Genomic DNA, 14,178 nt, shown 5'->3' on the forward strand with positions numbered 1-14,178 from the left:
CTTTAGTCCAGTGCGCGCAGGCGTTTAAACAGCGAGGACGTATCCCAGCGCCCGCCGCCTTGTTTCTGTACGTCTTTGTAGAACTGATCGACCAGAGCGGTAACGGGCAGCGAGGCGCCGTTTTCGTTGGCAGTATCCAGACAGATGCCAAGGTCCTTGCGCATCCAGTCCACCGCGAACCCATAGTCAAAGTGATCGTCCAACATAGTTTCATGTCGGTTCACCATCTGCCAGCTGCCCGCCGCGCCCTGGCTGATCACCTCGACCACCGCACGTCCGTCCAAGCCTGCTTTTTCGGCGAAATGCATCGCTTCGCTGAGGGCCTGGACCAGGCCCGCGATAGCGATCTGGTTGCACATTTTGGTCAACTGACCCGCACCGCTGTCGCCAATGCGGCGGCAGATCTTGGAATAGACCTGCATGATCGGGTCGGCCGCATCGTAGGCGGCCTGATCGCCACCGCACATGATCGAAAGAACACCATTCTCCGCGCCTGCTTGTCCGCCTGAGATCGGAGCATCGACAAAAGCGATGCCTTGCTTTTGGCCAGCGGCATAAAGCTCGTGGGTCACCCTGTCGGACACGGTGGTGTGATCGACAAAGATGGCACCGTCGCCCATGCCGTTGAATGCGCCGTCGTCGCCGGTACAGACCATGCGCAGATCGTCGTCATTGCCAACGCAGGCCATGACGAATTCAGCACCTTGAGCCGCCTCGCGTGGGGTCGCAGCCATCGCGCCGCCGTGTTCGGCGACCCAGGCCTCTGCCTTGCTTGCGGTACGATTGTAGACGGTTACCTCATGACCTGCGGCTTGCAGGTGACCGGCCATGGGATAACCCATAACGCCCAGACCAAGGAAAGCGACTTTTGCCATTTTGTGATCCTCTCTGCTGTCCGGTGCATTGCTGGTATCAGCAGGCCGGAATGTTTAGCAGAGACAAACCAAAGCGGCGGCCAAAGGGCAACCCCGTGTCACGCCTTGCCGCCCAAATCCTGCAGGATTGGACAATCGGGCCGGTCATCCCCGGCACAGGCGTCGATCAGGTGGCTCAGGGTGTCACGCATGGCGTTCAGGTCCGCAATCTTGGCCTCGATCTGAGCCATGTGCGCGCGCGCGACCTTTTTGACATCGGCGCTGGCGCGGGTTTCATCCTCATACAGCGCCATCAGGGTGCGGCAATCTTCGATGGTAAACCCCAGCGCGCGGGCTCGACCCAGAAAGTTCAGCTTGTGGACATCCTGACTGCGAAACCTGCGGTATCCATTGTCATCGCGCAGCGGTTTGACCAGGCCGATATCTTCATAGTAGCGGATCGTCTTGGCTGGCAGGCCGGTCTGGTTTGCAACGTCTCCGATATTCATGAGGTCACCGTTTGGCTGGAGTGGTTGTGCGTGTCCTCGGGCAGGCTGGCCCGAACCCGGCGCAACCGCAGCGCGTTGGAAACGACAAAGACGCTGGACAGAGCCATCGCCCCAGCAGCCAGAGCCGGGGACAGCAGGTGGCCGCCAAACGGGTACAAGACACCTGCAGCGACCGGGATCAACAGGATATTATAGCCGAAGGCCCAGCCCAGGTTCTGCTTGATGTTGCGCATGGTTCGGCGGCTGATCTCGACGGCGTTGGCCGCGCCGCGCAGGTCACCCGACATCAGAACGACGTCAGCGGTTTCAATCGCCACATCGGTACCAGTTCCGATGGCAATGCCAGTGTCCGCCGCCGCCAGAGCCGGGGCGTCGTTGATGCCATCCCCGACAAAGGCCAGCGTCCCGAACTGGTCCCGCAATGCGTTGATCGCGGCCAGCTTGCCATCCGGCAGGACCTCGGCTGTGACATGGTCGATGCCCAGTTTCTCGGCCAAGGCCTGGGCCGTGCGCGCGTTGTCGCCTGTGACCATCGCAAGGGTCAGCCCCATCGCATGCAACCGCTCCAACGCTTGTTCGGTGCCCGGCTTGATCGGGTCTGCCACCGCAAGCATCGCGGCAGCCTGACCGTCAATTGCGACGAACAAAGGCGTGGCCCCTTCAGCCGCGCGCTGTTCAGCCTCGACGTCCAAATCAGTCAGGGAGATACCGTTTTGCTCCATCAGCTTGGGCGAACCGATCAGAACGTTGTGCCCTTCGACCGTGGCCTGAACACCAAGGCCAGTGAGCGACTGGAAGCTCGACACCTCCGGCAGTTTGGATGGACCAGCGCGGGTGATCGCGGTGGCAATGGGGTGCTCTGATCGCGCCTCGACAGCCGCCGCCAGTCGCAGCACCTGATCGCGGTCAAAACCGTTGGCCGTGGTGACGCTCTCTAATACAGGTCGCCCGAGGGTCAGCGTCCCGGTCTTGTCCAATGCAATCACCTTGGACTGTTGTAGCTGCTGCAGAGCATCCCCTTTGCGGAACAGTACACCCAGTTCAGCCGCCCGCCCGGTGCCCACCATGATCGAGGTCGGCGTGGCCAGACCCATGGCACACGGGCACGCGATGATCAGAACCGAGACTCCTGTGACCAGCGCCAGCGGCAGGGCGTGTGCCGGGCCAAAGATTAGCCATGCTGCAATGGTTAGCAGGGCAACCGCGATTACGGCTGGTACAAATCGCGCGGTGATCCGATCGACAAGACCCTGAATAGGCAGCTTCGCACCCTGGGCCTGCTCGACCATTTGAATAACCTGCGCCAGCACCGTGTCTGCGCCAACACGCAACGCGCGCACCCGCAACGCGCCGGTGCCATTGACCGTTCCGCCCACGACCTGATCAGACGGTGCTTTGCCGACCGGAACGGGTTCGCCAGTAATCATGCTCTCATCGACATAGGATGTGCCGTCCAGCACTTCTGCGTCTACTGGAACGCGCTCGCCAGGGCGGATTTGCAAAAAATCGCCCACCACGATGTCCGAGATTGGGCGATCTATGAACGTGCCGTCCTGCTCCACACGCGCCGTCTTGGGTTGCAAGCCGACAAGCTTGCGGATCGCGGCCCCGGTTCGCCCCTTGGCGCGCGCCTCCATCACACGACCTAGCAAAATGAGGACAACGATGACCGAGGCGGCCTCGAAATACACATTGGCGCTGCCGGCGGGCAAAATCTGCGGAGCAAACGTTGCGACGACGGAAAACAGGTAAGCCGCACCGGTCCCCAAGGCGACCAGTGCGTTCATATCCGGCGAACCACGCAGTAGTGATGGAATGCCTTTGGCGTAAAAAACGCGCCCGGGACCAAACAAGATGACCGAGGTCAGGGCGAACTGGATCAAGTGACTGGCTTGCGTGCCAATCGTGGCCTGAACCCAGTGATGGAACGCCGGGATCATATGCCCGCCCATCTCAAGAACGAAAACGGGCAGAGCGAGAACCGCGGCAAAGATCGTCGCCCGCGTCAACGCGGTTGCGTCCTTTGCTTGCGCATGATCCATCTGAGCGCTGGCCACGCGTGCGGGATAACCGGCAGCAGTGGACAGATCAGCCAGCTTTTGCGGATCGGTCGCGCCATCGAAAAATGTGACTTGCGCGGTTTCTGTTGCAAGATTGACCTGGGCATCAACCACTGCTGGATCGGTGCTCAGGGCCTTCTGAATCTTTGCCACGCACGAGGCGCAGTTCATTCCGTCGATCTTCAATGTCGTTTGTGTCGTCGCGGCCGGATAACCGGCGTCATTCAGGGCGTCCGTCAACGCGCGGATTGGCCCCTCATGTGTCACCAGCGCGGTTTCCGTGGCGAAGTTGACGGCGGCATCTGCCACCCCAGGTGCGGCCCGCAATGCAGTTTCCACGCGTCCCACGCAGGACGCGCAGGACATGCCCGAGATTTTCAGTTGTGTTGTGTGTGGCGCAGCCATGCGACTCAATCCAAATGTGGTTCTGGCCCTTACATGGGGGTTCCAGTCACAGGAAGGTCAAGAGCTTTCGCGCATTTTCCGGGCTCGCGCGTCGGTGTCACCTGTTGGCAAAGGTCTGTAGCAGGAGCGAGTTGTAGGTCTCAGGTGGCGGAGGCCTGACGGCCTCGGGCGAGGCGAAGAACCCAAGCATCAATGCCGCAGTGGTCAGTGCAAAGCCTGCCAAAACAATACCGGCCATATTCAGTGTGGAACGTATCATGGGGAAAGCCCTTGTTCGGAATAGGTTGAGTGTTGAAAAGAGGTCAGGATCGATTTGCCAGTTCCTGCTTTAGACGCTCGTTTTCCGCCTGCAGTTGCGCCAGTTTCTGCCCCAACTTGTTCAGGTGCGGGCGAAGTTCGGCTTCGGTGAAACGCGGTGTGATATGCTGGGGACAGTTCCAATCCAGCCCTTCGATCCGGATGATGACCGCCCGTTCGGCCGGGGAGGCGGCGCCTTCGGGATGCAGGCTGGCTGCAGCTGCCTCGCCTTCCGTAAACTCGACCCGGCCCAAGATCTTCAAGCGGCGCTGGTTGGCGTAATCCATCAGGATCAGGGCGATCCGGTCATTCCCATCCAGGTTCCCGCGCGAGATGTATTGTTTGTTGCCCGAGAAATCGGCGTAACCGATTGTCCGAGGCCCCAGAACCCTTAGGAAACCGACCGGACCGCCGCGATACTGCACATAAGGCCACTCGGTTTCCGACACGGTAGACTGATAAAACCCGTCTTGGGCCTCGATAAATGCTTTTTCGGCCGCGCCAATTTCATGGCCCTGCTGTGGGCCACCTTCGATGAACTTGGAATACGTCTTGGCGGACCCCATCCGTTCCTGATGCGCACGGACAGCAGGGGTGAAGGTCAGTTCGGAAAAGGCGCGAGGCATGGTGTGTCCTTTCAAAGTCCCAGATCAGACAGGCCGGGATGGTCATCAGGGCGGGGGCCTTGCGGCCAGAAAAACAGTCGCTCGGTTTCGGCGATGGGAAGGTCGTTCAGTGATGCATGACGCTCGGCCATGCGGCCGTCTTCTGCAAAACGCCAGTTCTCATTCCCGTAGGATCGGAACCATTGACCGCTGTCGTCCCGCCATTCGTAAGCATAGCGCACGGCAATGCGATCTCCGGCATAGGCCCACAGCTCCTTGATCAACCGATACTCCAGCTCTTTGTTCCACTTGCGGGTCAGAAAGGCGTGAATGTCGGCGTGACCACTTAGGAACTCGGCCCTGTTTCGCCATTGGCTGTCGTCGGTATAGGCGGGGGTCACTACATCAGCGTCGCGGCTGTTCCAGGCGTTCTCGGCCATGCGCACTTTTTGCGTGGCAGTTTCCAACGTGAACGGAGGGAGAGGAGGGCGGGTCATGCGTAGGTCTTTCAGGTAAGTGTGGCCGCCATCAAAGCGATAGTCAGCAAAAGGGGGACGTATTGTGCAGGGAAGGGTCTGACGCGGCGTCTCATGGGATCGCTCCAATGTTTACTGATCGGTACATCTTGCCTGGAAGGTGTACTGATCGGTAACCTTTTTCAAGTATCATTTCGAAAATTCCTCGGACAATTAAGTGGCTGAGGAATTTTGATATATAAAACAGTAATTTATGGGATCATGTTGCGGCCGTTCATTCGACGCATTATGTACCGATCAGTACATTAAGGAGCCGAATCATGCGCCCGAACAAACGTGACGAGCTTGTCAGCAAGGCTTTGGAGGTCTTCTACCGGGATGGATTCCACGCGACTGGAATGGATAAACTGGTCGTCGAGACGGGCGTGTCCAAAACGTCGATGTACAAACATTTTCGCACCAAAGAGGATCTGATCCTTGCAGCCCTTCGGCTGCGGGACGAGAACTTTCGTACGTGGTTCATGCGCCGGGTCTCTGAACTTGCCGATACGCCCGCCGATCAGTTGGTCGCCAGTTTCGATGCGCTGGGCGAATGGTTCGAAGAAGACGGCTTTCGTGGATGCATGTTCATCAAAGCGGGTGCTGAGTTTCAGGAAAAGTCTCACCCGATCCACCTTCAGGCGGCCGAGCACAAACGCCTGATCCTCGATTTCTATACGAATCTGGCGCGTCAGGCCGGTGCGCGAAACCCCGAAGCCTTGGGGTGCCAATTGCTATTGCTGAAAGAGGGTGCAATCGTCACGGCCGTTCTGGTCAAAAGCTGTGATCCGGCCAAAGACGCCAAAGCAGCTGCACGCGTCTTGCTGGATTCGGCACTTAGTTGACGCGATGACAACGTGCCAGAGTGGCGCGGTAGGCAAAAAAGACGTTGCGTAGCAATCCTGTGCGCGGGTTGGTTTGAAAGGTCTCCAAAGCTACCCTGATCAAAATCAGACACGGGAGAAACCAACATGTCGCTATTCACGTCGACCGCAAAATGGGTCACCGAAGAGCACCAGATGTTTGCTGAAATGGCCAACCGGTTCATGGACGATGAACTTGTGCCGAACATTGAGCGCTGGAACCAGAATGGCGTGGTCGATCGCGATTTCTGGAACAAAGCCGGAGAAATGGGCCTGATGGCCGGCGCGATCCCTGAGGCGTTTGGCGGCGTGGGCGGCGGCATCGGGTTTGACGCGGTCACGCTGTACGAGCAATCCGCGCGTGGTGATGCGGGCTGGGGCTTCGGCATTCAGTCGATCGTTGTCCATTACCTGACCGCCTATGGCAGCGAGGATCAAAAACAGAAATGGTTGCCGCGTCTGGCGTCCGGCGAAATGGTCGGTGCCTTGGCGATGACTGAACCCGGAACCGGCTCGGACGTGCAGTCTATTCGTACGACGGCGGATAAGGACGGGAACTCATATCGTTTGAATGGGTCCAAGATCTTTATCACCAACGGTCAGACTGCGGATTTGATCCTTGTGGCCGCCAAAACGGACAAGACCCAGGGGTCCAAGGGCGTGTCGCTGATCGCAGTTGAAACCGAGGGGGCCGAGGGGTTCCGGCGGGGCCGCAATCTCAAGAAACTCGGCATGAAGGCCAATGATACGGCCGAGCTGTTCTTTGAAGACGTCAAAGTGCCCATGACCAACCTGATCGGTCCGGAAGAGGGGCAGGGCTTTTATCAGATGATGAAGCAGCTGCCTTGGGAGCGTCTGACGATTGGCATCATGGCGCTGGGCGCAATTGATTTCGCGATTGCCGAGACCGTAAGATACACACAGGAACGCAAGGCCTTTGGCCAACGTGTCATGGATTTCCAGAATACGCGTTTCAAACTGGCCGAGTGCAAGACCAAAGCTGAAGTTCTGCGCAGCTTCGTCAACGACTGTGTTGCGCAGCTTGAAGATGGAACGCTGGATGCCGCGAAGGCCTCGATGGTCAAATACTGGGGGTCCGAGGTGCAGAATGAAATTATGCATGAGTGTCTGCAGCTGTTCGGCGGCTATGGCTTCATGATGGAGTATCCGATCGCCCGCCTTTATGCCGATGCGCGTGTCCAGATGATCTATGGTGGCACCAATGAGATCATGAAGGAGCTTATCGCGCGTTCGTTGGACACGTAACACGGCGTAGGCTCCCGCCCGTCGTCAACGTTTTTGTAAAACGTCTCCTTCCGTTGGGCCGGGCAGTTTCATACGGGTCGGGGAAGAGCCTCAGGCCGTGCTCAATTGGTTCTGCAGCCAAGTCCGAAAGGACTTCAACGGCTCAGAAGCCGGTTTTGATTGCGGCCAGACAAGATAAAACTGCCCCAGACTGACGCGCGGCCCGTCCCAGGCGGGGACCAGCCGCCCGGTTTTTAGGTCTTGCTCGATCAGGTAGCTGGGCAGCAACGCCGCGCCCAGCCCGTGGATTGTGGCCTGAACCATTGTCGAGAACTGATCGAACAGCATACCGCGCATCCCCGAGACATCGCGCCCCTGTTCCGCGAACCATCGCTCCCACGCATCCGGTCTGGTTTCCAGATGCAGCAGAGGGGCCGTCATCAGCCAGTCCAGCCCCTCATCCTGTTGGGGCAGTAAATCTGGCGCGCAGACCGGCAACACCTCTTCTCGCATAATCGGCATGTAGTGCACACCGGGCCAGTCTTTTTGACCAAAGTGGATGGCGGCATCAAAATGTTCGGTATGGAAGTCGAAAGGTTTGAGGCATGTGCTCAGATTCACAGTCACTTCGGGGTGGTGACGGGCAAAGTCCTGCAGTCGTGGGGCCAGCCAATGCATACCAAAGGCGGGCAGGATCGACAGGTTCAATGACCCGCCGGTCGGGTTCGCCTTCAGCTTCAGCGATGCCTGCGCGAGTTGGTTCAAAGCAATGCGAGCCACCTCGACATAGTCTTTCGCAGCGGGCGTCAGGTGCAGTCGCATCTGATTGCGCTGGATCAGCGCGACGCCCAATTGTTCCTCCATGGACTTGAGCTGACGGCTGATTGCGCTTTGGGTCAGCGACAGCTCTTCAGCGGCAGCCGAGGCGCTGCCCAGGCGGTCGACCGCCTCTAACGCCAGCAGAGAGGGGATCGAGGGCAGAAACCGGCGGGGTCCAATCATATGACTAATCCTCATACCTTTTGCATGGAATATCACTGGCATTTGTTCCGCGCCAGCCCGATACAGAGGCACGGGCCACAGCGTGGATTTGGATCAATGGCACAAGCTACCAGCACCAAAGATTTTCAGCGCGCAGAGCGGCTGCAAGGCATCGAGTTGTCCGAGATCGTCCGTATCTCGGAACACGCGGCGCGTCTTCGCGCGCAGGGCACTGATGTGATCGCGCTCAGCACCGGTGAACCAGATTTTCCGACGCCGGATCATGTGGTCGAGGCCGCGAACAGGGCTGCTATCGAAGGTCAGACCCGTTATCCCGCAACGGCAGGAACCCCAGCTTTGCGCGCGGCAATTGCGGCAGAGGTCGGTTTGCAATCGGAAAACATCATCGTGTCGACAGGGGCCAAGCAGGTCTTGTCCGGCGCAATGATGGCTACTCTTAACCCCGGCGACGAGGTAATCGCCGCCGCGCCGTTCTGGACAAGCTATGCGGATATGGTCAGGCTGGCGGGCGGCATTCCGACCATCCTCAGCTGCCCGGCAGAACAGGGTTTCAAGCTAAGCCCGAACCAGTTGGAGGCCGCGATCACCCAGCGTACTCGTTGGCTGTTGTTGAACACGCCGTCCAACCCTACGGGTGCTGTGTATTCCAAAATGGAACTGCAGGCGCTGGGGGACGTGTTGAAAAATCACCCGCAGGTCTGGGTGATTTCAGATGAGATCTATCAGCACCTTTCGTACGTGCCCTTCACGCCATTTGTGCAGGCGGTTCCCGAACTGGCGGATCGCACGCTGACTGTGAATGGTGTGTCCAAGGCCTATTCCATGACGGGCTGGCGTATTGGCTGGGGTATCGGGCCGGTGCCCTTGATCAAAGCGATGATTGCTGTTCAGGGGCAAATCACATCGGGCGCGTGCTCGATTGCTCAGGCCGCGGCGTTGGAGGCGATCACAGGCCCACAGGGCTTGCTGTCCGAGCGGCGCGACGCAATGCGCGCGCGCCGGGATTTGGTTGTGGAGGGGCTAAACCGGGCCGGGCTGGAATGCGCTGTTCCGGAGGGTGCGTTCTATGTCTTTCCCAAAACGCCGAAAAAAATGCCCGTGGACCACGAATTCTGCCGTTATCTGCTGGAAGAAGCAGGTGTAGCTTTGGTGCCCGGGCGGGCCTTTGGAATGCCGGGACATCTGCGGCTTTCTTTTGCCTATGCGACGGAAAGCCTGCAAGAAGGGGTGCGCCGTATCGCGGACGCCACCGCAAAACTGTAATCCTAAGAAAACCGGGAAAACCCAATGGATCGCGCTCAGATCGTTCACGAAAACTTCCTGACCCGGGTCGCCAATCGCGACTTTCCGAATGGTGCGAGTCCCCGCCCGGGGCTGAGTAACACTGATGCGGTATCGCTGTACCGGTCACAAGTCCTCAGCCGGGCTTTGGACCGGACCAGCCGTGCGATGCAGAAGGCGGGGCAGGGGTTCTATACCATCGGCTCTTCAGGGCACGAATGCATGGCCGCGGTTGCCCATGCGTTGCGCCCAACGGACATTGCTTTTCTTCATTACCGGGATGCGGCTTTCCAGATTGCGCGGGCGGAGCAGGTGCCGGGACAGCAGATCGCGTGGGACATGCTGCTGAGCTTTGCTTGCTCGAAAGAGGATCCAACCTCGGGCGGACGTCACAAGGTGCTGGGGTCCAAGGCGCTGACGATCCCGCCGCAGACCTCGACCATTGCCAGCCATCTGCCCAAGGCAGTGGGTGCGGCCTATGCGCTGGGCGCGGCCCGGCGGCATGATCCGGAACACCGCGAGTTGCCCGAAGACGGGATCGCGATGTGTTCATTCGGGGACGCCTCGGCCAACCACTCCACGGCACAGGGTGCAATCAACACGGCCGGGTGGACTAGCGTGCAATCGACACCGCTGCCGCTGTTGTTCGTGTGCGAGGACAACGGCATCGGCATCTCTGTCAAAACCCCGAAAGGCTGGATACAGGCGTCGATGGAGCATCGCCCGGGGATCAAGTATTTCCAGGCCAACGGTCTGGACATCTATGAAACCTTTTCGGTCGCGGAGGAGGCCGCAGAATACGTCCGGAACCGCCGCAAACCGGCCTTCCTGCATCTGAAAGCCGTGCGCCTTTATGGCCACGCCGGTGCGGATGTGCCGACCACCTATATGTCGAAGTCCGAGGTTGAGGCGGACGAGGCCAACGATCCCTTGCTGCACACTGTACGACTACTGGATCAAGCCGGGGCGTTGACGCCGGATCAGGCGCTCAAAATCTATCAGGACACCTGTGATCGCACGGATCGGATCGCCGCCGAGGCCGCCACACGCCCGCATCTGGCCAATGCGTCCGAAGTGATGGCCAGCCTGATCCCGCCGAAACGGGCCTGCAAACCCACCAACGGCCCCAGCGCCGAGGCCCGCGCCAAGGCGTTTGGCAGCGATATGCGCGCGATGGAGGACCCTCAGCCCATGAGCCGCCTGATCAACTGGGCGCTCACCGATCTGATGCTGGAGCATGGTGAGATCGTGTGTATGGGCGAAGACGTCGGTCGCAAGGGCGGCGTCTATGGTGTGACGCAGAAACTGCAGCAGCGCTTTGGTCAGGATCGCGTAATCGACACTTTGCTGGACGAACAATCCATTCTGGGGCTGGCGATTGGAATGGGCCACAATGGTTTCGTTCCAATCCCCGAAATCCAGTTCCTCGCCTATCTGCACAATGCCGAGGATCAGATCCGGGGCGAGGCTGCAACCCTGCCGTTCTTTTCGAACGGGCAGTTCACCAACCCGATGGTTCTGCGGATTGCCGGGCTTGGGTACCAGAAGGGGTTTGGCGGGCATTTCCACAATGACAACTCGCTGGCTGTTCTGCGCGACATTCCCGGCGTGATCATTGCCTGCCCCTCGACCGGTTCGGACGCGGCGCAGATGCTGCGTGAATGCGTGAGATTGGCGCGGGAAGAGCAGCGGGTGGTTGTATTCCTGGAACCGATCGCCCTGTACCCGATGCGCGATTTACACCAGCCGCAGGACGCAGGTTGGATGACCACCTATCCCTCGGCGGATCAGCGGATTGGTCTTGGCGAGGTTGGCGTGCATGGTGACGGCACCGATCTGGCAATCGTCACCTATGGCAACGGTCATTACCTTTCGAAACAGGCCTTGCCCGAGCTGGAAGCCGCCGGGGTAAAGACGCGTATCATCGACATGCGCTGGCTGGCTCCCTTACCGGTCGAAGCGCTGCGCGAGGCGACCAAACCCTGCGCGAATGTCCTGATCGTTGACGAATGTCGACGCACCGGCAGCCAGTCCGAGGCGTTGATGGCGTTATTCGTTGAAGAGACGCCCACCACTCCAATCGCGCGCGTCGTGGCCGAGGATTGTTTCATCGCAACCGGCCCGGCCTATGCGGCTCCGTTGCCATCGAAAGACGGGATTTTTGCGGCTGCGCTGAAACTGACCGGAGGCCGCTCATGACCCGCAAAGCCGTTGTTATCTGCCCGGGGCGGGGAACCTATAACAAGCCCGAGCTTGGCTACCTGCATCGCCATCACGCACAACGCATGGACCTGTTCCAAAGCTTCGACGCCATCCGCGCCGAGGCCGGGCAAGAGGCTGTCACCGTCTTGGATGGGGCCGCGCGGTTTACGGTGTCCAAGTACTCGAAGGGCGACGTTGCCTCACCCCTGATCTACGCGGCGTCCTTGGCAGATGCACAAGCGCTGGCCGAGGATATCGAGGTTGTCGCGGTCACCGGCAACTCGATGGGCTGGTACACTGCTCTGGCCGCGGCTGGTGCGCTGTCCGCTGAAAACGGGTTCCGCGTTGTGAACACGATGGGCACGTTGATGCAGGATCACCTGATCGGTGGCCAGTTGGTGTATCCCTTTGTCGGTGACAATTGGACGAACGATGCTGCCCGCAAGGCTGAACTGCTGGCGGATGTCGCACGTATCAATGCGATCGAGGGTAAAAATCTGGCGCTGTCCATCGATCTGGGCGGTATGTTGGTTTTGGCTGGCAACGAAGAAGGGCTCAAGGCTTTCGAGGCATCGCAGCCCGCCGTGCAGGATCGATTCCCCATGAGGCTGCCGAACCACGCGGCGTTTCATACGTCCTTACAGGCCCCGGTCGCCGCCGAGGGGAGGGCGCGGCTGAGCGCAGAGCTGTTCGGGCAGCCACAACACCCTCTGATCGATGGTCGCGGCAAGATCTGGTGGCCCGGGGCGACGGATACGCAGGCGCTTTGGGACTATACGCTGGGCCATCAGGTGACCGAGTCCTACGACTTCACTCGCGCGATCCAGACCGCTGCGCATGAGTTTGCGCCCGATCTGTTCATCGTAACTGGCCCGGGTGCGACCTTGGGCGGCGCGGTGGCGCAATCCCTTGTTCTGGCGAACTGGCGTGGCATGGGTAACAAGGCTGATTTTCAAGCGAAACAGGATGCGCAACCCTTCCTGATTGCCATGGGGCGCGAGGATCAAAGAGCGCTTGCAACCGGCTGACACTGCCCTGATGATCCGCGCAATTTCAAGGAGCGCGACGTGAGCGACCACAACCAGTCCCTTTGGCTGAACACATGCCGTGAACATGTCGAACCCAGTGTTTCTACCGGCGATATCACTGTTGATCTGGCGGTGATCGGTGGTGGTTACACCGGCTGTTCTGCGGCCCTGACTGCGGCCAAAGCTGGTGCTTCGGTCTGTCTGCTTGAAGCGCATGACATCGGTCACGGTGGCTCGGGCCGCAATGTAGGGCTGGCGAATGCGGGGCTGTGGTTGCCGCCCGTTGATATTCGCGCACATCTCGGCGACACGGTAGGGGATCGGCTGATTGACCTTTTGGCTGCTGCCCCATCGGAGGTGTTCAGCCTGATCGACCAGCATGGGATAGACTGCGAACCCGTGCGCAACGGAACTCTGCACTGTGCGCATTCGGCTGCGGGTCTTCGGGATCTGAAGGCGCGCCATGCGCAACTCAGCGCAGCTGGTGCACCGGTTGAGTTGCTGTCTGCAGAACTGACAGCGCAGCGAACGGGCAGCGCGGCCTTTGGCGGTGCTCTCTTCGACCCGCGCGCCGGGACCATCCAGCCATTGGCATATGTGCGTGGATTGACCCGTGCCGGGATCGAGGTTGGCGCGTCAGTTTCCACGCAAGATCCGGTTCTGTCCATGCAGCAGATGGATGGAACCTGGGAGGTGAAGACTGCTCGGCGCACAGTGCGCGCCAAATGGGTCATTCAGGCGACCAATGCCTATCACCGTGATCTGACCGCATCGGCCCCCGCTTATGTGCCAGTCTATTATTTCCAATATGCCACGGCTCCATTGTCCGATAATCTGCGCGCCAGTGTTTTGCCGGGGGGCGAGGGGTGCTGGGACACAGACCTGATCATGACCTCGTTCCGAATGGATCAAGAGGGGCGGTTTATCATCGGTGCCATGGGTGATCTGGATCAGGCAGGCGGCGGGATTCACAAGAGCTGGATCAAGCGCAAACTGGCACAGCTATATCCGCAACTGGCCGATCAGCCATTGGTCGATGGGTGGCATGGCCGCATCGCCATGACGTCAGACCACATCCCGAAGATTACGCAGATCGGTTCCAATGCTCTGTCCGTTCATGGATTTTCGGGGCGTGGAATCGGGCCAGGCACAGTCTTTGGCCGCCTTGTTGCCCAAAGTCTGTTGCAGGGCGACCCAAGCCTTTTGCCGGTGCCCGCAGTCCCAGAGTATCAGGAAAAGTGGATAGGGCTGCGCCGCGCCTATTTTGAAACCGGCGCGACGCTGACCCATTTTGTCAAAGCGCGGTTCTGAG

12 protein-coding genes and 1 pseudogene are annotated in these 14,178 nt (G+C 59.5%); 6 read left to right on the top strand and 7 right to left on the bottom strand.

The window, feature by feature from the left end; genetic code table 11:
• Window positions 1-2: 2 nt before the first annotated feature.
• From ACR0MV_RS20585 to ACR0MV_RS20610, 6 genes and pseudogenes are all read right to left on the bottom strand, one after another.
• Window positions 3-878 (bottom strand): annotated as a pseudogene (locus tag ACR0MV_RS20585) (NAD(P)-dependent oxidoreductase); the annotation flags it as partial.
• Window positions 879-973: 95 nt separating this feature from the next.
• On the bottom strand, window positions 974-1,363 hold the full coding sequence (cueR, locus tag ACR0MV_RS20590) for a Cu(I)-responsive transcriptional regulator (protein ID WP_170427336.1): 390 nt from the start codon (window positions 1,361-1,363) through the stop codon (window positions 974-976).
• Window positions 1,360-3,828 (bottom strand): heavy metal translocating P-type ATPase, encoded by a 2,469-nt coding sequence (locus tag ACR0MV_RS20595; RefSeq protein ID WP_480703543.1) that lies wholly within the window; start codon window positions 3,826-3,828, stop codon window positions 1,360-1,362. Before ACR0MV_RS20595 ends, cueR begins: the two co-directional genes overlap by 4 nt.
• A gap of 97 nt (window positions 3,829-3,925) precedes the next feature.
• Window positions 3,926-4,087 carry a hypothetical protein gene (locus tag ACR0MV_RS20600; protein WP_170427334.1) on the bottom strand — a complete coding sequence of 54 codons (162 nt, stop codon included), beginning with the start codon at window positions 4,085-4,087 and terminating at the stop codon, window positions 3,926-3,928.
• Window positions 4,088-4,130: 43 nt separating this feature from the next.
• Window positions 4,131-4,751, bottom strand: a complete 621-nt coding sequence (locus ACR0MV_RS20605) for a pyridoxamine 5'-phosphate oxidase family protein (RefSeq protein WP_480703544.1) — start codon at window positions 4,749-4,751, stop codon at window positions 4,131-4,133.
• An 11-nt stretch (window positions 4,752-4,762) separates the two neighbouring features.
• Entirely contained in the window at window positions 4,763-5,227 is a 465-nt protein-coding gene (locus ACR0MV_RS20610; protein WP_480703545.1) for a nuclear transport factor 2 family protein, read from the bottom strand.
• A 299-nt stretch (window positions 5,228-5,526) separates the two neighbouring features.
• Between ACR0MV_RS20610 and ACR0MV_RS20615 the strand changes: the two genes are divergently transcribed.
• Together ACR0MV_RS20615 and ACR0MV_RS20620 are read left to right on the top strand one after the other, a co-directional pair.
• A complete protein-coding gene (locus tag ACR0MV_RS20615) occupies window positions 5,527-6,090 on the top strand; it encodes a TetR/AcrR family transcriptional regulator (protein WP_480703547.1) in 564 nt (187 codons plus the stop codon).
• Window positions 6,091-6,216: 126 nt separating this feature from the next.
• Window positions 6,217-7,374 (top strand): acyl-CoA dehydrogenase family protein, encoded by a 1,158-nt coding sequence (locus ACR0MV_RS20620; protein WP_170427330.1) that lies wholly within the window; start codon window positions 6,217-6,219, stop codon window positions 7,372-7,374.
• Between the two features lie 90 nt (window positions 7,375-7,464).
• On the opposite strand, the gene ACR0MV_RS20625 is transcribed toward ACR0MV_RS20620, so the two are convergent.
• Window positions 7,465-8,355, bottom strand: a complete 891-nt coding sequence (locus tag ACR0MV_RS20625; protein ID WP_170427329.1) for a LysR substrate-binding domain-containing protein — start codon at window positions 8,353-8,355, stop codon at window positions 7,465-7,467.
• Between the two features lie 96 nt (window positions 8,356-8,451).
• Here ACR0MV_RS20625 and ACR0MV_RS20630 point away from each other — a divergent pair, with 96 nt between their 5' ends.
• From ACR0MV_RS20630 to ACR0MV_RS20645, 4 genes are read left to right on the top strand one after another with little or no spacing between them, the layout of a single operon-like run.
• Window positions 8,452-9,618 carry a pyridoxal phosphate-dependent aminotransferase gene (locus ACR0MV_RS20630; RefSeq protein WP_480703548.1) on the top strand — a complete coding sequence of 389 codons (1,167 nt, stop codon included), beginning with the start codon at window positions 8,452-8,454 and terminating at the stop codon, window positions 9,616-9,618.
• A 24-nt stretch (window positions 9,619-9,642) separates the two neighbouring features.
• Window positions 9,643-11,835, top strand: a complete 2,193-nt coding sequence (locus ACR0MV_RS20635; RefSeq protein ID WP_480703549.1) for a dehydrogenase E1 component subunit alpha/beta — start codon at window positions 9,643-9,645, stop codon at window positions 11,833-11,835.
• Window positions 11,832-12,866 (top strand): ACP S-malonyltransferase, encoded by a 1,035-nt coding sequence (locus tag ACR0MV_RS20640; protein ID WP_480703550.1) that lies wholly within the window; start codon window positions 11,832-11,834, stop codon window positions 12,864-12,866. Before ACR0MV_RS20635 ends, ACR0MV_RS20640 begins: the two co-directional genes overlap by 4 nt.
• A gap of 39 nt (window positions 12,867-12,905) precedes the next feature.
• The gene (locus tag ACR0MV_RS20645; RefSeq protein ID WP_170427325.1) at window positions 12,906-14,177 is read left to right on the top strand and encodes an NAD(P)/FAD-dependent oxidoreductase; all 1,272 of its coding nucleotides are present in this window, start codon (window positions 12,906-12,908) and stop codon (window positions 14,175-14,177) included.
• The last annotated feature ends 1 nt before the right edge of the window (window position 14,178 follow it).

This window comes from Ruegeria sp. BC3, from assembly GCF_056539265.1.